The sequence below is a fragment of the Streptomyces sp. Y7 genome (assembly GCF_043195415.1).
Classification (GTDB): domain Bacteria; phylum Actinomycetota; class Actinomycetes; order Streptomycetales; family Streptomycetaceae; genus Streptomyces.
The window spans coordinates 79,328-103,084 of record NZ_JBIDDQ010000010.1 but is presented as its reverse complement, the minus strand read 5'-3'; the positions used below and the strand labels follow the sequence as shown (position 1 = coordinate 103,084).

At 70.4% G+C, this 23,757-nt stretch carries 22 protein-coding genes and 1 tRNA gene; 10 read left to right on the top strand and 13 right to left on the bottom strand.

The genetic code is table 11. The features are described 5' to 3' along the window. Positions 1-9: 9 nt before the first annotated feature. Both ACGFW6_RS24975 and ACGFW6_RS24970 read left to right on the top strand, forming a co-directional pair. Positions 10-528, top strand: a complete 519-nt coding sequence (locus ACGFW6_RS24975; RefSeq protein ID WP_393513873.1) for a DUF501 domain-containing protein — start codon at positions 10-12, stop codon at positions 526-528. A gap of 135 nt (positions 529-663) precedes the next feature. After that, complete coding sequence (locus ACGFW6_RS24970; protein ID WP_393513870.1) at positions 664-1,629, top strand: exopolyphosphatase; 966 nt, start codon at positions 664-666, stop codon at positions 1,627-1,629. Positions 1,630-1,712: 83 nt separating this feature from the next. On the opposite strand, the gene ACGFW6_RS24965 is transcribed toward ACGFW6_RS24970, so the two are convergent. Continuing rightward, positions 1,713-1,931 carry a hypothetical protein gene (locus tag ACGFW6_RS24965; RefSeq protein ID WP_393513867.1) on the bottom strand — a complete coding sequence of 73 codons (219 nt, stop codon included), beginning with the start codon at positions 1,929-1,931 and terminating at the stop codon, positions 1,713-1,715. A gap of 547 nt (positions 1,932-2,478) precedes the next feature. On the opposite strand from ACGFW6_RS24965, the gene ACGFW6_RS24960 reads away from it, so the two are divergent. Beyond that, on the top strand, positions 2,479-3,867 hold the full coding sequence (locus tag ACGFW6_RS24960) for an NAD(P)/FAD-dependent oxidoreductase (protein ID WP_126902011.1): 1,389 nt from the start codon (positions 2,479-2,481) through the stop codon (positions 3,865-3,867). A gap of 231 nt (positions 3,868-4,098) precedes the next feature. After that, positions 4,099-5,403 carry a class I SAM-dependent methyltransferase gene (locus ACGFW6_RS24955; RefSeq protein ID WP_393513864.1) on the top strand — a complete coding sequence of 435 codons (1,305 nt, stop codon included), beginning with the start codon at positions 4,099-4,101 and terminating at the stop codon, positions 5,401-5,403. 69 nt (positions 5,404-5,472) lie between these two features. Here ACGFW6_RS24955 and ACGFW6_RS24950 read toward each other — a convergent pair whose 3' ends face one another. Further along, a complete protein-coding gene (locus ACGFW6_RS24950) occupies positions 5,473-8,004 on the bottom strand; it encodes an ABC transporter permease (protein ID WP_393513861.1) in 2,532 nt (843 codons plus the stop codon). Next, on the bottom strand, positions 8,004-8,774 hold the full coding sequence (locus ACGFW6_RS24945) for an ABC transporter ATP-binding protein (protein WP_030950468.1): 771 nt from the start codon (positions 8,772-8,774) through the stop codon (positions 8,004-8,006). The genes ACGFW6_RS24950 and ACGFW6_RS24945 overlap by 1 nt, the downstream gene beginning before the upstream one ends. 393 nt (positions 8,775-9,167) lie before the next feature. Between ACGFW6_RS24945 and ACGFW6_RS24940 the strand changes: the two genes are divergently transcribed. The 3 genes from ACGFW6_RS24940 (at position 9,168) to ACGFW6_RS24930 (ending at position 11,693) form a co-directional block, all read left to right on the top strand. After that, positions 9,168-9,251 (top strand) — tRNA-Leu (locus tag ACGFW6_RS24940). Between the two features lie 155 nt (positions 9,252-9,406). Continuing rightward, on the top strand, positions 9,407-10,582 hold the full coding sequence (locus ACGFW6_RS24935; protein WP_393513857.1) for a 4-hydroxybenzoate 3-monooxygenase: 1,176 nt from the start codon (positions 9,407-9,409) through the stop codon (positions 10,580-10,582). Between the two features lie 214 nt (positions 10,583-10,796). After that, positions 10,797-11,693: a Bax inhibitor-1/YccA family protein gene (locus tag ACGFW6_RS24930; protein ID WP_393513854.1), complete on the top strand. Its 897-nt coding sequence runs from the start codon at positions 10,797-10,799 to the stop codon at positions 11,691-11,693. 72 nt (positions 11,694-11,765) lie between these two features. On the opposite strand, the gene ACGFW6_RS24925 is transcribed toward ACGFW6_RS24930, so the two are convergent. Further along, positions 11,766-11,996 carry a DUF4287 domain-containing protein gene (locus tag ACGFW6_RS24925; protein ID WP_380858968.1) on the bottom strand — a complete coding sequence of 77 codons (231 nt, stop codon included), beginning with the start codon at positions 11,994-11,996 and terminating at the stop codon, positions 11,766-11,768. A 92-nt stretch (positions 11,997-12,088) separates the two neighbouring features. Here ACGFW6_RS24925 and ACGFW6_RS24920 point away from each other — a divergent pair, with 92 nt between their 5' ends. Then, positions 12,089-12,400, top strand: coding sequence for a hypothetical protein (locus tag ACGFW6_RS24920; protein ID WP_393513851.1), 312 nt, complete (start codon positions 12,089-12,091; stop codon positions 12,398-12,400). Positions 12,401-12,404: 4 nt separating this feature from the next. Here ACGFW6_RS24920 and ACGFW6_RS24915 read toward each other — a convergent pair whose 3' ends face one another. The 3 genes from ACGFW6_RS24915 to ACGFW6_RS24905 form a co-directional block, all read right to left on the bottom strand. After that, positions 12,405-13,187 carry a hypothetical protein gene (locus ACGFW6_RS24915; protein WP_393513848.1) on the bottom strand — a complete coding sequence of 261 codons (783 nt, stop codon included), beginning with the start codon at positions 13,185-13,187 and terminating at the stop codon, positions 12,405-12,407. A 295-nt stretch (positions 13,188-13,482) separates the two neighbouring features. Beyond that, positions 13,483-14,703 (bottom strand): acetyl-CoA C-acetyltransferase, encoded by a 1,221-nt coding sequence (locus ACGFW6_RS24910; protein ID WP_393513845.1) that lies wholly within the window; start codon positions 14,701-14,703, stop codon positions 13,483-13,485. A 512-nt stretch (positions 14,704-15,215) separates the two neighbouring features. Beyond that, a complete protein-coding gene (locus ACGFW6_RS24905; RefSeq protein WP_393513842.1) occupies positions 15,216-16,241 on the bottom strand; it encodes an SGNH/GDSL hydrolase family protein in 1,026 nt (341 codons plus the stop codon). Between the two features lie 166 nt (positions 16,242-16,407). Between ACGFW6_RS24905 and ACGFW6_RS24900 the strand changes: the two genes are divergently transcribed. Next, positions 16,408-17,796 (top strand): cystathionine beta-synthase, encoded by a 1,389-nt coding sequence (locus ACGFW6_RS24900; RefSeq protein ID WP_393513839.1) that lies wholly within the window; start codon positions 16,408-16,410, stop codon positions 17,794-17,796. Positions 17,797-18,144: 348 nt separating this feature from the next. On the opposite strand, the gene ACGFW6_RS24895 is transcribed toward ACGFW6_RS24900, so the two are convergent. Beyond that, positions 18,145-18,972 carry a helix-turn-helix transcriptional regulator gene (locus tag ACGFW6_RS24895; RefSeq protein WP_393513836.1) on the bottom strand — a complete coding sequence of 276 codons (828 nt, stop codon included), beginning with the start codon at positions 18,970-18,972 and terminating at the stop codon, positions 18,145-18,147. Positions 18,973-19,129: 157 nt separating this feature from the next. On the opposite strand from ACGFW6_RS24895, the gene ACGFW6_RS24890 reads away from it, so the two are divergent. After that, positions 19,130-19,891 (top strand): SDR family oxidoreductase, encoded by a 762-nt coding sequence (locus tag ACGFW6_RS24890; RefSeq protein WP_393513833.1) that lies wholly within the window; start codon positions 19,130-19,132, stop codon positions 19,889-19,891. Positions 19,892-19,913: 22 nt separating this feature from the next. Here ACGFW6_RS24890 and ACGFW6_RS24885 read toward each other — a convergent pair whose 3' ends face one another. From ACGFW6_RS24885 to ACGFW6_RS24865, 5 genes are all read right to left on the bottom strand, one after another. After that, on the bottom strand, positions 19,914-20,354 hold the full coding sequence (locus ACGFW6_RS24885) for a hypothetical protein (RefSeq protein WP_393513830.1): 441 nt from the start codon (positions 20,352-20,354) through the stop codon (positions 19,914-19,916). Between the two features lie 81 nt (positions 20,355-20,435). Continuing rightward, positions 20,436-21,368: an ABC transporter substrate-binding protein gene (locus tag ACGFW6_RS24880; RefSeq protein ID WP_393513827.1), complete on the bottom strand. Its 933-nt coding sequence runs from the start codon at positions 21,366-21,368 to the stop codon at positions 20,436-20,438. 22 nt (positions 21,369-21,390) lie between these two features. Further along, positions 21,391-22,053, bottom strand: a complete 663-nt coding sequence (locus ACGFW6_RS24875; protein WP_393513824.1) for an ABC transporter permease — start codon at positions 22,051-22,053, stop codon at positions 21,391-21,393. Between the two features lies 1 nt (position 22,054). Beyond that, a complete protein-coding gene (locus ACGFW6_RS24870) occupies positions 22,055-22,696 on the bottom strand; it encodes an ABC transporter permease (RefSeq protein ID WP_393513821.1) in 642 nt (213 codons plus the stop codon). Then, positions 22,693-23,727 (bottom strand): ABC transporter ATP-binding protein, encoded by a 1,035-nt coding sequence (locus ACGFW6_RS24865; protein WP_393513818.1) that lies wholly within the window; start codon positions 23,725-23,727, stop codon positions 22,693-22,695. The genes ACGFW6_RS24870 and ACGFW6_RS24865 overlap by 4 nt, the downstream gene beginning before the upstream one ends. Positions 23,728-23,757 lie beyond the last annotated feature (30 nt).

Sequence of the window (23,757 nt, the reverse complement as noted above, 5' to 3'; positions counted from 1 at the left end):
AAGACAGGCATGGAAACGCCCCCGCCGCCCACCCCGCGCACCGAGCCCACCGACGCGGATGTCGAGGCCTTCAAGCAGCAGCTCGGCCGTCCGCCGCGCGGGCTGCGCGCGATCGCGCACCGGTGCCCCTGCGGGCAGCCGGACGTGGTCGAGACGGCCCCTCGCCTGCCCGACGGCACGCCCTTCCCGACGCTGTACTACCTGACGTGCCCGAGGGCCTCCTCGGCGATCGGCACGCTGGAGGCGAACGGCGTGATGAAGGAGATGTCGGCGCGGCTGGAGAGTGATCCGGAGCTGGCCGCGGCGTATCGCTCCGCGCATGAGGACTACATCCGGCGGCGGGACGAGATCGAGGAGCTGACCGGGTTTCCGAGCGCGGGCGGGATGCCGGACCGGGTGAAGTGTCTGCACGTCCTGGTCGCGCACTCGTTGGCGGCCGGGCCGGGGGTGAATCCGCTGGGGGACGAGGCGATCGCGATGCTGCCGGAGTGGTGGATGAAGGGGCCGTGCGTGGTCGCGGCGGAGTGATCCCGCCCCGCCCCCGCCGCCCCTGCCCGTCCCGTCCCGGGGGCCGCGCCCCCGGATCCCCGCATCGGCCTGAACGGCCTCGTCCTCAAACGCCGGACAGGCCGAAAGAGCCTCCGTACCTCTGAAAGGTCCCCTATGACCCGCGTCGCCGCCATCGACTGCGGTACGAACTCCATCCGGCTTCTCGTCGCCGATGTCGACCCGGACACCGGTGAACTCGTCGACCTGGACCGTCGGATGACCATCGTGCGCCTCGGCCAGGGGGTCGACCGCACGGGGCGGCTGGCGCCGGAGGCGCTGGAGCGTACCTTCGCCGCGTGCCGTGACTACGCGGCCATCATCAAGGAGCACGGCGCCGAGCGGCTGCGCTTCGTCGCCACGTCCGCCTCGCGGGACGCCGAGAACCGCGACGAGTTCGTGCGCGGTGTCGTGGACATCCTGGGCGTCGAGCCCGAGGTCGTCACCGGGGACCAGGAGGCGGAGTTCTCCTTCACGGGCGCGACCAAGGAGCTGACGGGGCGTGCGGATCTGCACCGGCCCTACCTCGTCGTGGACATCGGCGGCGGCTCGACCGAGTTCGTCGTCGGCGAGGAGCACGTCCGCGCGGCGCGCTCCGTGGACGTCGGCTGTGTGCGGATGACCGAGCGCCACCTCGTGCGCGACGGCGCGGTCTCGGACCCGCCCTCCGCCGAGCAGATCGCGGCGATACGGGCCGACATCGAGGCGGCCCTCGACCTCGCCGAGGAGACGGTGCCGCTGCGCGAGGCGAAGACGCTGGTGGGGCTGGCCGGTTCGGTCACCACGGTGTCGGCGATCGCGCAGGACCTGCCCGAGTACGACTCCGTGCGCATCCACCACTCCCGGGTCACCCTCGACCGGGTCCGCGAGATCACCGACTGGCTGGTGCACTCCACCCACGCCGAGCGCGCGGCCGTGCCCTCCATGCACCCGGGCCGGGTCGACGTGATCGCCGCCGGGGCGCTGGTGCTGCTGGCGATCATGGAGCGGACCGGCGCCGAGGAGGTCGTCGTCAGCGAGCACGACATCCTCGACGGCATCGCCTTCAAGGTCGCGGAAGACGCTGCCCGCGACGACCGTTGATCCGCGTCGCGACACCGAACGGCCCCGGTGCCCTCCCTCGGGAGGGCACCGGGGCCGTTGTGCGAGCCCGAGCGGGCCGGCCGTCAGTTGCAGAGGAGAACGATGAGGCCGCTGCACCCGTCGTCATCGCCGCCGTAGCTCGGACTCGCCTGGGAGACCGTGGCCTTGGAGAGGTGAACGGGTGTCATGGCCGAGGCGGACGCCGCCGTGAACGCGCCCGTCGCCAGGGCGATGCCGAGGGCAACGCCGACCGAGACTATTCGCTTGCCGGCCCGCTTGGGGGCCTTCCGTGAAGTGATCATGGCTGCACGCTATGTGCCCGTCTGATCATTTTCGCGCGGAGAGTGGCTGACTGGGTGACGGTGACTCAGATCGCTGGTGCGGGGTGGTTCCTGTCTCGTTTTCCTACCAGCCGGTAGCCATCGAGTGAGCGGTCGGGCTAGCGTGTGAGCGCTTTCGCGGGGCCTTCCGGGCCCCTCGGCGCCCCCTCGGAGCGACCCGCTCAAGAATGTTCGTGAAGTTCTTCACAAGGAAATCGGCCCTGTCGGAGCACGGATAGGTGCCGGTTGACCCTTCCGAGGGGTGAACAGGCCCTTGAACATGTTCAGATGGCTCGTGTAAGGGAGCTTCCGGGGCCTTCGGCGGGGGGCTCTCCAGTGCCGCTCACAGAGGGTCTGTCACGGCAGAGAGGCAGCTCACGCGGCATTGACAACGGGTCGTACCGCCCACCGGTTCCAGGACGTGACCATGACCTGTGTCACGCGGGCCGGGGATGGTAGCACAGGGTATGGAAGAGCTTGTGAAGGGGCGCACGAGCGACCCCCCTGAGGCGGGTGGATACTCGATGGCATGAGCACCACGGAGCGTCCCAGGATCCTCGTAGTAGGCGGTGGGTACGTAGGCCTGTACGCAGCTCGGCGCATTCTCAAGAAGATGCGCTACGGAGAGGCGACCGTCACGGTCGTCGACCCCCGGTCGTACATGACCTACCAGCCCTTCCTCCCCGAAACCGCCGCCGGCAGCATCTCCCCGCGCCACGTCGTCGTCCCGCTGCGACGCGTGCTGCCCAAGGCGGAGGTCCTCACCGGCCGGGTCACCACCATCGATCAGGACCGCAAGGTCGCGACGATCGCCCCGCTGGTCGGCGAGGCGTACGAGCTGCCCTTCGACTACCTGGTCATCGCGATGGGCGCGGTCTCCCGCACCTTCCCGATCCCCGGCCTCGCCGAGCAGGGCATCGGCATGAAGGGCATCGAGGAGGCCATCGGCCTGCGCAACCACGTCCTCGAGCAGCTGGACAAGGCCGACTCCACCACCGACGAGGAGATCCGCCGCAAGGCGCTCACCTTCGTCTTCATCGGCGGCGGCTTCGCCGGTGCCGAGACCATCGGTGAGGTCGAGGACATGGCCCGCGACGCGGCCAAGTACTACACCAGCGTCTCCCGCGAGGACATGCGGTTCGTCCTCGTCGACGCCGCCGACAAGATCCTTCCCGAGGTCGGCCCCAAGCTCGGCCAGTACGGCAAGGAGCACCTGGAGGCCCGTGGCGTCGAGGTCTACCTCTCGACCTCCATGGACTCCTGCGTCGACGGCCACGTCGTGCTGAAGAACGGCCTCGAGGTCGACTCCAACACGATCGTGTGGACGGCCGGCGTCAAGCCGAACCCGGCGCTCTCCCGCTTCGGTCTGCCCCTCGGCCCGCGCGGTCACGTCGACTGCGAGCCGACCCTCCAGGTCGCGGGCACCGACTACATCTGGGCCGCCGGCGACAACGCCCAGGTCCCGGACCTCGTCGGCCGCAAGGCCGGCAACCCCAACGCCTGGTGCCCGCCGAACGCCCAGCACGCGCTGCGTCAGGCCAAGGTCCTCGGCGACAACGTGATCTCCGGTATGCGGGGCTTCCCGCAGAAGGACTACTCGCACGCCAACAAGGGCGCGGTGGCCGGCCTCGGCCTCCACAAGGGCGTGGCGATGATCGTCATGGGCAAGATGAAGATCAAGCTCAAGGGCCGTCTCGCCTGGTACATGCACCGTGGCTACCACGGCATGGCGATGCCGACCTTCAACCGCAAGATCCGCGTCTTCGCCGACTGGACCCTCGGCATGTTCCTCAAGCGCGAGGTCGTCGCCCTCGGCGCCCTGGAGACTCCCCGCGAGGAGTTCTACGAGGCCGCCAAGCCGGCGCCGGTTCCCGCCGCGAGCGCTGCCGACAAGGGCGAGAAGGCCAAGGCCTCCTGACCCCTTCCGGCTGACCTCCCGAGGTAGCTGAACCGACCGAAGGACCTCCCGCCATCCGTGGTGCGGGAGGTCCTTCGGCGTTCCCGGACACGGCCGCCGCGCGGGCCGACCGGGTGGCTCCTGCACCTGTTTTGCCCAGCCGTAACGCGCGTGGGGGACTGCCAACGGGGCCCGCAGGTGTTTACGTGGTGTCGGATATTTCCGGGATCCGTTATCACGGAGGTGTGTGCCATGGCAGACGCCGCGGTGCGGCTTGAGGGGTTTCTCGAACAGTTGCTGGGGGTTCCGCTCCCGGTGCGCATCCGCGCCTGGGACGGTTCGCAGGCGGGTCCGCCGGGCGCGCCGACCCTCGTCGTACGCAACCGCCGTGCTGTGCGGCGGCTGTTGTTCAAGCCCGGTGAGCTGGGCCTGGCCCGGGCCTGGGTCGCCGGGGACCTGGACATCGAGGGGGATCTCTACTCCGCCCTCGATCGGCTCGCGGGACTCGTGTGGGAGCGGGGCGAGGACGCCCGGAGCCTGGCTCAGGTGCTTCGGGACCCCGAGGCGCGGGCCGCCGTCCGCGGGCTCGTCAAGCTGGGCGGGCTGCCGCTGCCGCCCGCGCCGCCGCCGGAGGAGGTGCGCCGACCGGGCCACCTGCACACCAAGCGCACCGACCGGCGTGCCATCAGCCACCACTACGACGTCGGCAACGACTTCTACGAGATCGTCCTCGGCCCGTCCATGGTGTACTCCTGCGCCTACTGGCCCGCCCCGGACAGCACCCTGGAGACCGCCCAGAGCGACAAGCTCGACCTGATCTGCCGCAAGCTCGGACTGCGGCCCGGCCTGCGGTTGCTCGACGTCGGCTGCGGCTGGGGCTCGATGGCCGTGCACGCCGCCCGCGAGTACGGCGTGACCGTCGTCGGCATCACCCTCTCCCAGGAGCAGGCCGCCTACGCCCGCAAGCGCGTCGCCGACGAGGGGCTCACCGACAAGGTGGAGATCCGCGTCCAGGACTACCGGGACGTCGGCGACGGACCGTACGACGCCATCTCCTCGATCGGCATGGCCGAGCACGTCGGCGCCGACCGGTACCTGGAGTACGCCGATGTGCTGCACCGGCTGCTGAAGCCCGGCGGACGGCTGCTGAACCACCAGATCGCCCGGCGGCCGCAACGCGACGAATCGTCCTACGAGGTCGACGAGTTCATCGACGCCTACGTGTTCCCCGACGGTGAGCTCCAGCCCGTCGGCAGCACCGTCGCCCAGCTCGAACGCGCCGGTTTCGAGGTGCGCGACGTCGAGTCGATCCGGGAGCACTACGCCCTGACGCTGCGCCGCTGGGTCGCCAATCTGGAGGCCGACTGGGCGCGGGCGGTCACGCTCACCAGCATCGGGCGGGCCCGCGTGTGGCGGCTGTACATGGCCGCCTCCGCGCTGGCCTTCGAGCGCAACCGCATCGGCGTCAATCAGGTACTGGCGGTGCGTACCCCCGAACCCGGTGACTCCGGGATGCCGCTGCGCGCCCGCGAGTGGAGTGAGTCGCACAGCCGTTGAGCCGACGCGAGCCGAAGGGCCGGGCCCCCGTGGTGGGGGAACCCGGCCCTTCGGTGCGTCGAGGCGTGGTCACTCGGCCTTGATCGCGTTCAGCATGTTCAGCTTCGCGGCGTTGCGCGCCGGCCACATCGCGGCCAGGACGCCCACCAGACCGGCCAGCACCAGGAAGATCCCGATCCGGTCCCAGGGCAGGACCAGCTGGTAGCCCGGGATCTGGTCCGCGAAGGTCTCACCGATCGCCCAGCCGAGGAACGAGCCGAGGCCGATGCCGACCACCGCGCCGAACACCGAGATGACGACGGCCTCCAGCCGGACCATCCGCTTCACCCGGCGCCGGTCGAGACCGATCGCCCGCAGCATGCCGATCTCCTGCTGCCGCTCGAAGACCGACATCGCCAGGGTGTTGACGACGCCCAGCACCGCGATGATCAGGGCCATCGCCAGCAGGCCGTACATGATGTTCAGCAGGGTGTTGATGGCGCCGCCGAACTCGTTGCGGATGTCCTGCCGGTCCATGACCGTGATCGCGGGGTTGTCGCCCAGCGCGTCGATGAGGACCTTCTCGTTCCCCGCGGACTGGCCGCCGTCGACCTTCACGAAGATCTGCCGGATGTAGGGCTTCGCCTCGTGCTCGTCGACGACCTTCCGGTCGACGAGGACGGGGGAGAGGAACTCGCTGTCCTTGTAGACGGCGCCGACGGTCAGCGTCTCCTTCTTCTCGTCCGCGAAGGTGAACGGGACGCTGTCGCCGGGCTTCCAGCCCTTGCTCTTCGCCGTCTTCTCGGCGACCGCGATCTGGCCCTTCGCCAGTGAGTCGACGTTGCCGCTGACGACGTCGACGTTCAGCACCCGCTGGATGTCGCCCGGGGTGACCGCGGAGGCGGACACGTAGTCGTCGCCGGCCTGGAGGTAGGCGTCCTGCTGCGGGGAGACCGCGGAGACGCCCTTGGCCTTCTCCAGCGCGGTCAGCGCGGACTGGTCGAGGTCGCCGCCGTTGGCCATCGAGACCATGTAGTCGGCCTTGATGTTGTCCGTGGTCATCTTGTCGATGGCGGTGCCGACGGTGATGCCGAGCACCGACAGGCCGGTCACCAGCGTCAGTCCGATCGCCAGCGCCGAGGCGGTGGCGCCGGTACGGCGCGGGTTGCGGACCGCGTTCTGGCCGGCCAGCTTGCCGGCCACGCCGAAGGGGCCGACGAGCAGCGGGCGGACGAGCGCGATCACGGGCCGGGACAGCAGCGGGATCAGGATGATCACGCCGATCAGCGCGAGGAAGGCGCCCGCCCCGATGTACATCCGGCCGTCGTCGCCGCCGGTCGAGGCGCCCAGCACGATGCCGGCCGCGCCGAGGCCGGTGACGGCCGTACCGATGGAGTTGCGCAGCACCAGCGACTTGGTGGTGGCCACCGCGTGCAGGCTGTTCATGGCCGCCACCGGCGGGATCTTCGCGGCCCGGCGGCCGGGCAGCCAGGCGGCGAACATCGTGATCAGCACACCGACCGCGACCGCGGCGATCACCGGCGTGGCGGACAGGACCAGCGGGCCGTCCGGGATCTTCATCTCGAACGCGGCCATGCCGGACCGCAGACCGACCGCGAGGCCGATGCCGAGGACGAAGCCGATCACCGAGGCGACCAGGCCCACCACCGCGGCCTCGGCGAGCACCGAGCGGGTGATCTGCTTGCGCGACGCCCCGACGGCGCGCATCAGGGCGATCTCCTTCGTGCGCTGGGCGACCAGCATCGTGAAGGTGTTGGAGATCAGGAAGATGCCGACGAACAGCGCGATGCCCGCGAAGCCGAGCAGGACCTGCTTGAGGTTGCCCAGGCCCTGTTCGATCTGCTCGGCCTGCTCGTCCGCGAGCGCCTTGCCGGTCTGGGCGTCGGCGGTGTCCGGCAGCAGCGGCTTGACCGCGGCCAGGATCTTCGCGTCGTCGGCGCCGGGGGCGGCGGTGACGGTGACGCTCTCGAAGTAGCCCGGCTTGAGGTACTGCTTCTGGGCGACGGCGGTGTCGAAGAGGACCAGGCTGCCGCCGGCGTTCACGGCGCCGTCCTCGGTGGTGAACACCCCGCTGAGGGTGTACTCCTTCACCGGGCCGTTGGTCGCGACGCGCACCCGGTCGCCGACCTGGTACTCGCCCTTGGTCGCGGACTCCTTGTCCAGGGCGATCTGATCGTCCTTCACCGGGCCGGAGCCGTCGGTGAACGTGTAGGCGCTGTCCTTGCCGTCCTTGCCGGGGGCGAAGTTGGAGCCCTTGTTGGACCAGCCGACGCCGATGAGCTTGCCGTCGGGGTCGGCGACCCCGGCGAAGCCCTCGACGCGGCCGTACACGCCGGCGACGCCGTCCACGGCGGTGATCTTGTCGAGGGTCTGCCGGGAGAGGCCGGGCTCTTCCTTGGGGTTGTCCGGGTCGGCGTGCGAGGTGACGGAGACGGCGACGTCGTCGTAGCTCTTCGCGGACTGGTTGCGGAAGGCGTTGGAGAGGGTGTCGGCGAAGACCAGGGTGCCGGAGACGAACGCGACGCCGAGCATGACGGCGAGCACGGTCATCAGCAGCCGGGCCTTGTGCGCGAGAACGTTGCGCAGGGCGGTGCGGAACATCAGCTGGTGCGGCCCTTCGCGTCGAACTGCTTCATGAAGTCGAGCACGTTGTCCGCGGTCGGCCGGTACATCTCGTCGACGATCCGGCCGTCGGCCAGGAAGACCACGCGGTCCGCGTAGGCCGCGGCCACCGGGTCGTGGGTCACCATCACGACCGTCTGACCCAACTCCCGTACAGAGTTGCGAAGGAAGCCCAGCACCTCGGCGCCGGAGCGCGAGTCGAGGTTTCCGGTCGGCTCGTCGCCGAAGATGATCTCGGGCCGGGAGGCGAGCGCGCGGGCCACGGCGACGCGCTGCTGCTGGCCGCCGGAGAGCTGGGCCGGGCGGTGCTTGAGCCGGTCGGAGAGACCGATCATCCGGATCACCGAGTCCACCCACTGCTGGTCGGGCTTGCGGCCCGCGATGTCCATCGGGAGGGTGATGTTCTCCAGCGCGGTCAGGGTCGGCAGCAGGTTGAACGCCTGGAAGATGAAGCCGATCTTGTCCCGGCGCAACTTCGTGAGCTGCTTGTCCTTCAACGTGCCGAGCTCGGTGTCGCCGATGCGCACGGAACCGGAGGAGAAGGTGTCCAGGCCGGCCACACAGTGCATCAGCGTGGACTTGCCGGAGCCGGAGGGGCCCATGATCGCGGTGAACTCGGCCTGCCGGAAGTCGACGGAGACCCGGTCCAGGGCGACCACCTGGGTCTCGCCCTGTCCGTAGATCTTCGACAGATCCGTGGCCCGCGCGGCCACGGTCGTGGCCCGGTCGGCGATGGGTGCGGTGGTCACGAGAAGAACGCTCCTGAGGGGACGGCGGTGTGTTCGAAGGACGTGTCCATCGTCCCGGCCGTGCGGCGCCGTGTAGTCCGTCCCTGTTCCGGTTCCGAAGGCAGACTGCGGATGGACCGGAGGCGGCTGCGTCATACCTGAGGATGACGGCGACCCCTGACACCTGTTCGCATCGGGAACAGGTGGAGCGTCCTTGTTCGGGCGGTGAAATTCCGTCATTCCGTATGCGCCGCCGGCGGCCGCACGGAAGGCTATTGGCAAGTGCGGATGGCGTGTTCCGTGGGCTGATGCACCCTCAGACGTCAATAAAATAAGACAACATCGGTCCGCCCGTCCGCTGTTCGGGGGATGTATCCCGATAGGCTCGGGACCTCGATGCGGAGCCCATGGCCTGCCCAGATGGTGGAATGCAGACACGGCGAGCTTAAACCTCGCTGCCCCTTCGCGGGCGTGCCGGTTCAAGTCCGGCTCTGGGCACTTCCGACGTTTCTCCCTTCCTTCAAGAGTTGACCCCGGTTCAGGAGTTCCCGCACAACCGTTGACAGCGGGCGGGCGCGGCCGGAGACTCGCGTCAGGGGAAGGTGAATAAAACTTCACCACGCGAACGCAAGCTATGGGAAGGGAAGCGACCGATGCGCACCACCGTCGGCATCATCGGAGCGGGCCCCGCCGGCCTCCTCCTCGCGCGGCTGCTCCACAACGCCGGCATCGACTCGGTCGTCCTGGAGAGCCACGACCGGGCCTACGTCGAGCACCGCCAGCGCGCCGGGATCCTGGAACAGGGCACGGTGGACGTGCTGCGCGCGGCCGGCGCCGGGGAGCGGATGGACCGCGAGGGGCTGCCGCACGACGGGATCGAGCTGCGGTACGACCGCAGACGCCACCGCGTCGACTTCCCCGCCCTCACCGGCGGCCGGGCGGTCATGGTCTACGCCCAGACCGAGGTCTGCAAGGACCTCATCGCCCTCCAGCTCAAGGAGGGCGGTCCGCTGCTGTTCGAGGCGGAGGCGCTGGCCGTTGAGGGCGCGGACACCGGCAGCCCGCGCGTGCGCTTCCGGCAGGGCGGCGCCGAGGACGTCCTCGAATGCGACTACGTCGTCGGCTGCGACGGCTTCTGGGGCGTGGCACGCAGGGCGATCCCCGAGGAACTGGTGCAGGTCTTCGAGCGGACGTACCCCTTCGGCTGGCTCGGCATCCTCGCCGACGTCGCCCCCTCCCACGACGAGCTGGTCTACGCCCGCCACGACCGGGGCTTCGCCCTGCTGTCCATGCGCTCCCCGTCCGTCTCCCGCCTCTACCTCCAGGTGCCCGAGGGCACGGACCCCGAGGAGTGGACCGACGGCGAGATCTGGGCGGAGCTGGAGCGCCGCTTCGAGACCGCCGACGACTGGCGCCTGGAGCGCGGCCCGATCACCCAGAAGTCGGTCACGCCCATGCGCTCCTACGTCCACGAACCCATGCGGCACGGCCGTCTCTTCCTGGCCGGTGACGCGGCCCACATCGTGCCGCCCACCGGGGCGAAGGGACTGAATCTCGCCATCGGTGACGTCGTCACCTTCGCGCGGGCGCTGACGCACGAGCGGCGCACCGGCTCGGCCGAGCTCCTCGACGCCTACTCCGAGACCTGCCTGCGCCGTGTCTGGCAGGCCGAGCGGTTCTCCTACGACATGACGACCCTGCTGCACCGGGCGCCCGAGGCCACGCCGTTCGAGGACCGGCTCCAGCTGGCCCGGCTGGAGCGGATCGCGGCGTCGAGGGCGGCCGAGACGGATCTCGCCGAGGCGTACACCGGGTTTCCGTTCGGGTGACGGCGGGCCGAGGCCGGGGGAGTGATCTCCGACTGGTTCCGGCCATGTCGCAGGTTGGTCATGAATGGGCCCCTTCGTGGCTGGGAATCACCCGGCCGCGTAGCGTGTTGGCCAGCACGACAAGGGAAAGATCCTCCCCAAGCACTAGGGTCAATCCTTTGCCTACCTATTACTCTTGAGCCAAGGCCGCGCACGGCGGCCATGGAGGAGTGAAATGAGGAGCAGCAACCCGGTCTTCTCGCGACGGGGGTTCAGCCGCGACAACGGCTACGCGGGCTTCAACACCGCGCCGCAGGCCGGGGGCGCCGCTGTCGGCACGCAGGGCAACCCTTACGCCCAGCCGCAGGCCGGCAACCCGTACGCGCAGAACCCTTACGCCCAGCAGGACCTGCAGTACGGCGCGCCGCCGCAGGCTCCGGCCACCACCGGCCGCATGACGTTGGACGACGTCCTCATGCGCACCGGCACCACGCTCGGCGTCCTGATCGTCACGGCCGCGCTCGCCTGGGCGCTGCTGCCGGTCGACGACGCCAACATCAGCCGGTCCTACGGCATCGCGATCGGCGCCGGTCTGATCGGCATGGTCCTGGCACTCGTCCAGTCCTTCAAGCGCAAGGCGTCTCCGGCGCTGATCCTGTCGTACGCCGCCCTCGAGGGCGTGTTCCTCGGCGTGGTCTCCAGCGTCGTCGACAACCGCATCGCCAGCGGCGCGGCCATGCAGGCCGTGCTCGGCACGCTCGCCGTGTTCGGCGCGGTGCTGGTGGCGTACAAGGCCGGCTGGATCCGCGTCAACCGCCGCTTCGTCGGCTTCGTGATGGCGGCCGCGCTCGGCTTCATCGTCCTGATGGCGATCAACCTGCTGTTCGCGGTCTTCGGCGGCGGTGACGGCCTCGGCTTCCGCAGCGGCCCGCTCGGCATCCTCTTCGGTGTCATCGGCATCCTGCTCGGCGCCTGCTTCCTCGCCCTGGACTTCAAGCAGGTCGAGGACGGCATCGCCTACGGCGCGCCGCGCGAGGAGGCCTGGCTGGCGGCCTTCGGCCTCACCCTGACGCTGGTGTGGATCTACATGGAGTTCCTGAGGCTCATCTCGATCCTCAACAGCAGCGACTGATCCACCGCACCGTCGTACGCGAAGGGCCCCGGGCTGCGACCCGGGGCCCTTCGGCGTTGTCCCGGTGCGCGCCTAGAGCAGTTTGCGCGCGGCCCTCCTCAGGTCGTACTCGTGAATGATCGCCTTCGCGTGGCCGTACGCGAGGTTGTGTTCGTGCCGGAGCCAGCTGACCTTCTCCTCGAAGTTGAAGAGAGCCGGGCCTTCTTCGACAGCGCGCAACCAGTCGGAGACTTCACGACCGGTGCAATGGGGGATGCGGGCGAGCAGATTGCGATGGGTCTCCTGGGAGAAGACTTGGGACATCGGCGCCTCCGGACGCATGGGATGTAAGCCGGTCCTTCAGGTCACCGTGCCTGAGCGTTCGCCCGTTGGCAACAGTCGCGTACGCTCACGGCGTGGTTGATACGACGCGTCTGACCCGAGCCGTAGATCACTTCGCCGACCGGTTGCGGGCGGCGCCGCAGAGCCGGTTGCAGAGAAGCGCCGCAGCGGAGGCGCTGGCGCTGGCCAGGGAGTTCGCCCGCCGGGCGCAGGTACTGGAGGATCCGCAGGCACCGCCCCGGGAGATGCCCGACGCCGGGATGTTCGCGGCCGCCGACCAAGTCACCGTCGCCGTCCATGACTTGGCCCTCGTACTCACGAACGAGGGGGAGGTCGAGGAAGCGGTGAGGCTGGTGGAGGAAGCGCAGAAGCGGGCCGGCGTGTGAGCCCCTACAGGGACGCTATGACCCGGTCGGCCAGGATGTAGACGTTCTCCTCGCCGCACGCGAACGTCAGCGTGTACGCGCCGGAGATGCCCGAACCGCCCAGCAGCACCGGCGTCTCGCCCGAGCGCAGCGCCACCGCCAGGCGCTCCGCCGTCTCGCGGTGGCCCGGGGTCATGCACAGGGTGGTGCCGTCGGCGAAGACGTAGACGTCGAGGGTGCCCAGGGGGCCGGGGCGGACGTCGGTCAGTTCGGTGGCGGAGGCGGCCAGGTCCTCGAGGGTGGCCACCGTGCGCTCATGGTCGTTCACCACCGGCGACGAGGCCGGGACGAAGTCCGGGTGGGACGGGTGACGGCGGCGGGCCGCGGCCAGCTCGGGGGACTCCCCGGCGAACTCGTCGGGCTCGGCGGTCGGCTCGGTCACCGGCTCCAGGTGCTCCAGGCCCGCGAAGTCGGCCTGGCGCGGCAGGAAGAGCTCACTGTCCGACAGGCCCAGCAGCGTGGGCGCGTCGGAGGCGTCACGGGCCTCCTGGGCGGCCCAGAAGGCACGCGCCTCGGCCAGTTCCCGCTCGCGCTCCTCGGCGAGCGCCTCGGCCACCGCCGCGCGTATCTCATCGGTGTCGGCGGAGACACGCGCCTGCGGGACGAGGCCGTGGGCCGTGGTGGCGTTGCTCTGTGCCAGCTCGGTGTGCAGGGCCGCGACCTGTCGGCGCAGTCCCATGAGGGTGCGCAGGACGGCGACGCCCACGGCGCCGGTGGCGGCCGTGGTGAGCAGCAAAGCGATCGGCATGGCGCTCACTGACGTACTCCCGGTTCAAAGTCGACCCCCGACTTCCTACATCAGCTTGAAGGGCGGACTATCCAGCTGTCAGTGCGTAAGGTCACGAAACGGACAGGGATTTGGGTCTGGGGTTTGGTGCTGAAACTGTTCTGACCTGCGTAAATCCCTCCGCGAAGGGAGATAGGTCACATCCTGGGGGAGATTGGATCACAAAACGGCCCAGAACCTTGGAGTTTCCCGGGTTCTGGGCCGAAGGCTCACGCTGGGTCGTGCGGTGACTACCCAGCGGTGGTGCCTCGTTGGTTCAGCTGAGGCGCTCGATGACCATCGCCATGCCCTGGCCGCCGCCGACGCACATCGTCTCCAGACCGAACTGCTTGTCGTGGAACTGCAGGGAGTTGATGAGCGTGCCGGTGATGCGGGCGCCGGTCATGCCGAAGGGGTGGCCGACGGCGATGGCGCCGCCGTTGACGTTCAGCCTGTCGATGTCGATGCCCAGGTCGCGGTAAGAGGGGATCACCTGGGCGGCGAAGGCCTCGTTGATCTCGACCAGGTCGATGTCGCCGATGGTGAGGCCGGCGCGCTGCAGGGCCTGCTTGCTGGCCTCCACCGGGCCGAGGCCCATGATCTCGGGGGACAGGCCGGAGACGCCGGTGGACACGATGCGGGCGAGCGGGGTGAGGCCGAGCTCGCGGGCCTTGGTGTCGGACATGATCACGACCGCGGCGGCGCCGTCGTTGAGCGGGCAGCAGTTGCCGGCGGTGACGAGGCCGTCGGGGCGGAAGACGGGCTTGAGGCCGCCGACGCCCTCCAGGGTGACGCCGGCGCGGGGGCCGTCGTCCTTGCTCACGACGGTGCCGTCGGGGAGCGTCACCGGGGTGATCTCGCGCTCCCAGAAGCCGTTCTTGATGGCTTCCTCGGCGAGGTTCTGGGAGCGGACGCCGAACTCGTCCATGTCCTGGCGGGTGACGCCCTTGGAGCGGGCGAGGTTCTCGGCGGTCTGGCCCATGGCGATGTAGGCGTCCGGCACGAGGCCGTCCTCGCGCGGGTCGTGCCAGGTCGTGCCCTCCTGCTGGGCGACCTCGGCGGTGCGGGCCTCGGCCTCGGCGAAGAACGGGTTGTGCGTGTCCGGGAGGCTGTCGGAGTTGCCCTTGGTGAAGCGGGAGACCATCTCGACGCCGGCCGAGATGAAGACGTCGCCCTCGCCGGCCTTGATGGCGTGCAGGGCCATGCGGGAGGTCTGGAGGGAGGAGCTGCAGTACCGGGTGACGGTGCAGCCCGGGAGGTGGTCCATGCCCATCTGTACGGCGACGATGCGGCCGAGGTTGTTGCCCTGCTCGCCGCCGGGGAGGCCGCAGCCGAGCATCAGGTCGTCGATGTCGCGCGGGTCCAGCTCGGGGACCTTGGCGAGGGCGGCCTGGATGATCGTGGCGGTGATGTCGTCCGGGCGCAGGTCCTTGAGGGAACCCTTGAAGGCGCGGCCGATGGGAGAGCGGGCGGTCGAGACGATCACGGCTTCGGGCATCACGGCTCCATGGCATACCGGGGGGTCGGGCAGGGCTGTGAGGGAAGTTACCCGCACGTATGGGCGAGGTCACGGGCGTGGGTGTGTGACCCTCGCCGCAGTTTTCTAAGCGCTTGCTTTTCTCGCCCCCTCCGCCCCTACCCGTCCCATCCCCGGGGGCTGCCGCCCCCGAACCCCCGCATCGGCCTGAACGGCCTCGTCCTCAAACGCCGGACGGGCTGAATTTGGGTGCCGACCGGCCGTCGTCGTCAGCCCCGTCCACAAGCGCCGGACGGGCCGAATTTGGGTGCCGACCGGCCGTCGTCGTCAGCCTCGTCCACAAGCTCCGCACGGGCCGAAAGGGGTGCGGACCGGTCGTTGTCGTCGGCCTCGTCCTCGAAACGCCGGGTGGGCCGAAAGAGTGCGGACCGGTCGTCGTCGGCCTCGTCCTCGAACGCTGGGTGGGCTGGAAGGCGTGCGGATCGGGCCGACGTGCCGAAGGGTGCACGCGGTGTTCTGAGCGCGTTCTGTTGTTACGGCGACGGTGCGGCCGGGGCGTGGTCCGGTTCTGGGACGCGGCGTCGGCGGCGGCGCTTGAGGAGGGCCCAGGGGCCCTTGGGGCCCGTCGGCATGGCGGCGGTGACCTCCGTGCCGGCCTCCGAGGCCGCCTCGGCCGCTGCCCGGGCCACCGGCAGGAAGCCCTCGCGGCGGGTGACGTCGGGGCGCTCCTCGTCCGCCGGCCACAGGCCGAGGGTGGCGCAGACGGTCGGCAGGACCGCCATCGCCGCGGTGGCGTAGCCCTCCGCCGAGGGGTGGTAGTTGTCGGGGCCGAAGAGCTCACGCGGGTTCGCCTCGAACTCCGGGCCCAGCAGGTCGCCCAGCGACACCGTCCGCCCGCCCTGTTCGACGGCGCCGATGGTCTGGGCCGCCGCCAGCTGGCGGGAGGCGCGCCGGGCCAGCCAGCGCAGGGGCTGCTGCACCGGCTCGATCGTGCCCAGGTCCGGGCAGGTGCCGACCACCACCTCCGCGCCGGCCGTGCGCAGCCGCCGTACGGCCGAGGAGAGGTGGCGCACCGAGCGGGTCGCGGGCATCCGGTTGGTGACGTCGTTCGCGCCGATCATGATCACGCAGACGTCCGGCGTCAGGGCCGGGTCGGCGAGGATCAGGGCCACCTGGCGGTCCAGGTCGTCCGAGCGCGCGCCCGGCAGGGCCACGTTGCGCAGGACCACCGGCCGCTCCGCCACCGCCGCCAGCCCCGACGCCAGCAGCGCGCCCGGCGTCTGGCCCGCCCGGTGCACACCCTGGCCGGCGGCCGTCGAGTCGCCCAGCATCGTCAGCCGCAGCGGCTGCTCGCCGGGCGTCGCGTAGAGGTGGCCGTACCGGCCGTCGGCGTTGGGTACGTGGTTGGTCGTGCCGTTGCCGACGTGACGCCTGGCCATCCGTACCTCGGCGAGCAGCAGACCCACGGCCGCCGCGCCCGCCAGACCGATGCCGCCTCCGCCGTACGCGGCGCCCGCCGCGATCCGCCGGGCCACCCTCGCTCGGGACATGCTCGTCATGCGTCGCCGCCACCTCCTCATAGCCGTACATCAACTGCTTGCCCCGCACGGACCGTCGCCCAATCCCAACGGCGAGTGAACGACCTTCACCCGACCCGCGCCGTCCGCAGGGCCTAGGCTGGCGTAACAACTACGACCACCCTTTTTGCAGCATCCGGAGACAACGGTGCATTTCCACGACTCGATGATCAGTCTCGTCGGCAACACCCCGCTGGTGAGGCTCAACAACGTGACCAAGGGCATCCAGGCCACCGTCCTGGCCAAGGTCGAGTACTTCAACCCGGGCGGCTCCGTGAAGGACCGCATCGCCCTGCGGATGATCGAGGCCGCGGAGGAGAGCGGCGCCCTCAAGCCCGGCGGCACCATCGTCGAGCCGACCAGCGGCAACACCGGCGTCGGCCTCGCGATCGTCGCCCAGCAGAAGGGGTACAAGTGCATCTTCGTGTGCCCCGACAAGGTCAGCACCGACAAGATCAATGTGCTGCGGGCCTACGGGGCCGAGGTGGTCGTGTGCCCGACCGCCGTGGATCCCGAGCACCCGGACTCCTACTACAACGTCTCCGACCGGCTCGTGCGGGAGACGCCGGGTGCCTGGAAGCCGGACCAGTACTCCAACCCCAACAACCCGCTCTCCCACTACCACTCCACCGGCCCCGAGCTGTGGGAGCAGACGGAGGGGAAGATCACCCATTTCGTGGCGGGCGTGGGCACCGGCGGCACCATCTCCGGCACCGGCCGCTATCTGAAGGACGTCAGCGACGGCAAGGTCAAGGTCATCGGCGCCGACCCCGAGGGGTCCGTGTACTCGGGCGGCTCCGGGCGGCCGTACCTCGTCGAGGGCGTCGGTGAGGACTTCTGGCCGACCGCCTACGACCGGACCGTCGCCGACGAGATCGTGCCCGTGTCAGACAAGGACTCTTTCCAGATGACCCGTCGGCTGGCCAAGGAGGAGGGCCTGCTGGTGGGCGGGTCGTGCGGCATGGCCGTCGTCGGCGCGCTGCGGGTCGCCGAGCGGCTCGGGCCCGACGACGTCGTGGTCGTGCTGCTGCCCGACAGCGGCCGCGGCTACCTCTCCAAGATCTTCAACGACGAGTGGATGGCCGACTACGGCTTCCTGGAGGACGAGGGCCCCAGCGCGCGCGTCGCCGACGTCCTCAACGACAAGGAGCACGGCGCCATCCCCTCCCTCGTCCACATGCACCCGGACGAGACGGTCGGTCAGGCCATCGAGGTGCTGCGCGAGTACGGCGTCTCGCAGATGCCGATCGTGAAGCCGGGCGCCGGTCACCCGGACGTCATGGCCGCCGAGGTCGTCGGGTCGGTCGTCGAACGGGAGCTGCTGGACGCCCTGTTCACCCAGCGGGCCTCCCTCGACGACCCGCTGGAGAAGCACATGTCGGCCCCGCTGCCGCAGGTCGGCTCCGGCGAGCCGGTCGGCGACCTGATGTCGGTGCTGGGCGCGGCCGACGCGGCGATCGTGCTGGTCGAGGGCAAGCCGACCGGTGTGATCAGCCGGCAGGACCTGCTGGCCTTCCTGGCCAAGGGCGGGAAGTAGCGGCCAACCTGCGGTGAACGGGGCGTGGCCGCGGCGAACTTGCGGTGACCGGGGCCGCTCGGAGCGTCGCGGAACTGGTACGAGCGCGTCACGTCCACGCAGCACCCGCTTAACACGGGTCCGGCACATTAGTGGGTGTCGGCAGGGCGGGAGCGGCTCCCCGCCCGAGCCGGCGCCGAACGTCCAAGGACCTCCGGAGCGGCTCCCGGACCTCCATGGACGCCACGGACGCGCAAGCCCGGCCCTGACCCGGCTCGCGTCCTTCGCGGGGACCGCCGTCGTCCCGCCCCCCGGAAACGGGGGTGCGGCGGTCCCCGCGCACCTCTTCTTTCGGCAGCCTCGGTCGCCTCAGCGCGCTGTCGCGGCCCAACTCCCCAGCATGGCCAAGCGTTCCGCCGTCTCCGAGCCCCGCTCCGGTGTGTACACCACCACCGTCTGCTCCGGGTCCGTCGGGACGGTCAGGGTTTCGAAGGGGAGGGACAGCGGGCCCGCCACCGGGTGGTCGATGCGTTTGGTGCCGGCCATGCAGGCCTGGACGTCGTGGACCGTCCACAGCCGGCGGAAGTCCGCGCTCCGGCCGCACAGTTCGCCGACGAGGGCGTCCAGTTCGGGGTCGTCGGGGCGGTGGCCGGCGTTCAGCCGCAGATGGGCGACCGCCTGGGCGGCGATGCCGGGCCAGTCCGGGTAGAGGTCACGGGCGGCCGGGTCCAGGAAGACGTGCCGGGGGATGTTGCGCTCCTCGGGGGCGGTGTCGCCGTAGCCGTTCAGCGCGTCGGCCAGGGAGTTCCAGGCGAGGACGTCCATGCGCGGGCCGATGACGAAGGCCGGCGTGCGGTCCATGCCGTCCAGCAGCGTCTGGACGCCGGGGCGCACCCGCGTGGCCTCCGGGCGGCGTGGGCCGCGGCGGCCGGGCCGGGCCACCGTGCGCAGATAGGCGTGCTCCGTCGCGTCCAGCCGCAGGACCCGCGCGACGGCGTCCAGGACGGCGTCCGAGACGCTGCGCCCCCGGCCCTGTTCGAGACGGACGTAGTAGTCGGCGCTCACCCCGGCCAGCTGCGCCACCTCCTCGCGGCGCAGACCCGGAACGCGGCGCCGCCCGTACGAGGGCAGCCCCACCTCCTCCGGCTGGATCCGGCCGCGGCGCGAGCGCAGGAAGTCTCCCAGGTCCCCGTCCATGCCTTCGAGCGTAGCCGCGCGCCGGGCCGTGAGCCTGGTACTGCCAGACACAGGAACAACGCATCCCTGGGTAGGGCGGGCGCGGCGGCCGAGGGTGAGGGGTGTTCGCCGGCCGCCGGGGAGACACCCCGGCGGCCCCCTCACCAGGAGGAGTCCCATGTCGTACGAGAACCTGACCGGCCGTACCGCCGTCGTGACCGGAGCGGCGAGCGGGATCGGCGAGGCCGTCGCCGTACTGCTCGCCGAGCGGGGCGCGCGTGTCGCGCTGCTGGCCCGGCGCGAGCAGCGGCTGGAGGAGGTCGCCGCGAAGATCACCGCGGGCGGCGGCAGCGCGCTGGCCGTCGTCGCGGACGTCACCGACGACGCGTCCGTGGCCGCCGCCGTGGAACGGATCCACGAGGCGTACGGGGCCGTCGACCTCGTCGTCAACAACGCCGGCGTCATGCTGGGCAACCCCGTGGAGGCGGGGCGGCTCGACGAGTGGCAGCGGATGATCGACACCAATGTGACCGGGGTGCTGCGGGTCGTGCGGGCGTTCACCGGCGATCTGGTGGCGGCGGCCGGCGAGGGCCGCACGGCCGACCTGGTGAACATCTCGTCCGTCGGCGCCCATCTCGCCTTCCCCAACTACGCGGTCTACGGGGCGACGAAGGCCGCGGTCACGCACCTCTCGCAGTGCCTGCGCACCGAGTTCGGGCCGCGTGACGTGCGGGTGACCAACGTGGAGCCGGGGTTCGTGGAGAGCGAGCTGCGGCTGCACACCGACAACGCGGAGGTGTCTGGGCAGGTCGACGGCATGCTTCAGGCCGTGGGAACGCTGGCGGCCGAGGAACTCGCCGATGTGGTGGCGTACGCGGTGAGCCGGCCCCGGCATGTGAACCTGCGGCAGATCATGGCGATGCCCACCCGGCAGGCGTGAGGCCGCCGGCCCGCCGGGAGGCTCAGTCCTCCCAGCGGTCCTCGTCCTTGGACGACCTGTGGCGCCAGCCCCGGAAGAATCCGGGGTTGGTGCGCACCGCCTGGACGACGTTCACGCCGACGATGCCCACCCAGGTGACCAGCAGACCGGAGAGCCCGGCCACACCGCCGCCGATCCCGGACAGCGGGATCGCCACGACCAGCGTGACGATGCCGAAGCCGAAACGCTCGCCGAAGGAGTCCGTCGGCTTCGGCGACCGCGCGCCCCGGGCCGCGACCATCTGCTGCTCGGCCAGCTGCCGCCGCAGCCGGCGCTCGACAGCCCCGTCGATGCGCTGGTCGACCTTCTCCATGAACGAGTCGACCAGCGCGGACTCGTAGTCGTCGCCCAGCTCCCTGCGTGCCTGCAGGGTGGCGTTCAGTTCCTTCTTGAGCTCGGTGTCCCGCGCGTCCATTCCGGTCATCCCCCCAAGGTAGGCAGCGGGGGATACGACCGCACTGGGGTTAGCCCCCCTGTTCGGCTGGGGGTCTGCGGCACCGCGGGCTCACTTCACCAGCCCGTGTTCCTCGGCGTAGGCGTTCGCCACGTCCTCCGGGTCCTTCTTGTCCTTGTCGACCAGCCGGTTCAGCTCGGTGAGCTGCTCGGTGGTCAGGGTGTTGCCGAGCTCGGCGAGGGCCTTGCGGACCGTGGAGTCGGCCTTGCGGTCGGCGATCAGGGGGACGATGTGCTGGCCGGGGATGAGGTTCTTGGGGTCGGTCAGCACCACCCAGTCGTTGGCCTGGATGTCGGTGTCGGTGGTGAACAGGTTCGCCACGTCCACGTCGCCCTTCTTCAGGGCGCCCTTGACCAGCGGGCCGGAGGAGTCCAGCGACTTGAACTCCTTGAACTCCACCCCGTAGACGTCCTTCAGGCCGACCGCGCCGACCTCCCGCTTCTTCACCTCGGGCGCCGCGCCGATGACCAGCTTGCCGTTCTGCTTCCTCAGGTCGGCCAGCGAGGTCAGGCCGTACTTCTCGGCCGTCTCACGGGTGACGACGAAGGCGTCGGAGTCCTCGGCCATGCCGTACGGCAGCACCTGGAGGCCGCTGGGGAGGGCCATGGTGAGGGCGTTCTGCATCTCGCCCTCCTCGGTCGCGGTCGCTTTGGGCGCGACGTAGTGCAGCAGGGCGCCCTGGTACTCGGGGAGCAGGTCGATGTCGCCGCCCTTGAGGGCGGGTATGAGGATCTCGCGGGTGCCGAGGTTGGGGCGGACGCTCACCTTGACGCCGGCCGCCTCCAGGACGGCGGCGTACAGGTATCCGAGCACCTGGTTCTCGGTGAAGTTGGCGGTGCCGATGGTGATGCCGCCCTTGCTGGAGCCGCCGCCGGAGCCGGCGGAGCCCTGGCCGTCGAGGGAGGTGATGCCGCTGGAGCAGGCGGCGAGGGCGGGGACGGAGGCGGCTGCGAAGAGGCCGCCGAGGAGCGTGCGTCGGTTCATCGGGAGGTTCATCGAGAGGTCCCTAGGCGGTGCGGTGGCGGAAGAGGAAGCGCTGGAGGCCGGAGAGGGCGAGGTCCAGGACGACGGCGATCACGGCGACCAGCACCGCGCCGCCGAGCACCTGGACGAGGTCGCGCTGGGCGAGGCCGTCGAAGACGTAGCGGCCGAGGCCCCCGAAGGAGACGTACGCGGCGATGGTGGCCGTGGCCACGACCTGGATCAGTGCCAGGCGCAGGCCCGTCATGATCAGGGGGAGGGCCAGCGGGAGTTCCACCTGGAAGAGGACCTGGTGGGCGCGCATGCCCTGGCCGCGTGCCGCGTCCTTCACGTCCGGGTCGACGGCCGTCATGCCCGCGTAGGTGTTGGTGACGATCGCCGGGACCGCGAGGGCGACCAGTGCGACGTAGACCGGGAGCATGGACAGCCCGCCGGCCAGGAAGACCAGCACGACCAGGCCGACGGTCGGCAGGGCGCGCCCGAAGGACGCGAGGTTGATCGCGAGGAAGGCGCCCTTGCCGGTGTGGCCGATCAGCAGGCCGAGGGGGAGGCCGATCGCCGCCGCGATGAGCGTGGCGAGCAGGGAGTACTGGAGGTGTTCGGCCAGGCGGTGCGCGATGCCGTCGGAGCCGGACCACTGCTCGCCGTCGACCAGCCAGGCGCCGAGGTTCTTGAAGAGTTCGTACATGTCAGGCTCGCCGCCTCCGCCACGGGGTCAGGACGTACTGAAGGCCCACCAGCAGCGCGTCGGCGACCACCGCGAGGAGCAGGGTGAGGACCACTCCGACGATCACCGGGGTGGGGAAGTTGCGCTGGAAGCCGTCGGTGAAGAGCTGGCCGAGGCCGCCGTCGCCGATGTAGGTCGCGACCGAGACCAGTGAGATGGACATGACGGTCGCGATCCGGACGCCCGCCATGATCACGGGCAGCGCGAGCGGGAACTCGACGGTGAGGAGGGTGCGCAGGGGGCGCGTGCCCATCGCCCTTGCGGCCTCCTTCACCTTCACCGGGACGGAGTCCAGGCCCTCGACGGTGTTCCGCAGCAGGACGACCAGGGTGTAGACCGTCAGGCCGATCACGGTCGTGGTGCGGGTCAGGCCGGACACCGGAAGCAGCAGGACGAAGATCGCGATCGACGGGATCGTGAACAGGACGTTCGACAGGCCCAGCAGGAAGCCGCGCAGGGGGCGGATCCGGTGGGCGATCACCGCGAGCGGCAGCGAGATCAGGACGCCGAGGAAGACGGCGCCGAGCGCGGCCTGCAGGTGGGAGATGGTCAGGGTGGTGAGGTCGTCGGTGTGGTCGCCTATCCACGACCAGTCGATGGTCATGCCGTCACCCTGGCTTCCGTGTGCGCCCGGCCCGCGTGCTCGTGGATGTCGTCGCGGGAGGAGACGCCGGTCAGGACGCCGTCCGCGTCGACGCGGGCTATGAGACCGGTGGGCGAGGCGATGGACTCGTCGAGGGCCGCAAGGAGCGAGTCGCCGTCCCGCAGCGGCCGCACGGGGATCTCGGTGTCCTGCGACGCCCAGTGCAGGGGCTTGTCCGCCGCGTCGAGCACCAGGCGCCAGGTGCCGCCCTCCGGCGCCGGGCCCTGCGGGACGTCCGCGAGGGTGCGCAGCGACAGCAGCTTCAGACCGCGCTCGGCGCCGAGGAAGTCGGCCACGAAGTCGTCGGCGGGGCGGGCGAGCAGCTCGGCGGGGGAGGCGCACTGGACCAGGTGGCCGCCGGTGCGGAAGATCGCGATCTGGTCGCCGAGCCGGACGGCCTCGTCCACGTCGTGCGTGACGAAGACGATGGTCTTGCTCAACTCCTTCTGGAGCCGCAGCAGTTCGTCCTGGAGCTGGGTGCGTACGACGGGGTCGACCGCGCCGAACGGCTCGTCCATCAGCAGCACGGGCGGGTCGGCGGCGAGCGCGCGGGCCACGCCGACGCGCTGCTGCTGGCCGCCGGAGAGCTGGTGCGGGTAACGCTTGCCGGCGTCGGCCGCGAGACCGACGGTCTCCAGGAGTTCCGCCGCCCGGGCGCGGGCCCTGCCGCGGCTCCAGCCGAGCAGCAGCGGCACGGTGGCGATGTTGTCGAGCACCGTGCGGTGCGGGAACAGGCCCGCCTGCTGGATGACGTACCCGATGGAGCGGCGCAGCTCGGCGGCGTCCTGCCGGGTGACGTCCTTGCCGCCGACCTGGATGGTGCCGGAGGTCGGCTCCACCATCCGGTTGATCATCCGCAGCGTGGTCGTCTTGCCGCAACCGGAAGATCCGACCAGGACGGTCACGCCGCCCTCCGGCATCTCCAGGGAGAGATCGTGGACTGCTGTCGTGCCGTTGGGGAAGCGCTTGTGGACCGCGTCGAACTGGATCATGAGATGTCCCTTGCCCGGCTGTATAACGTC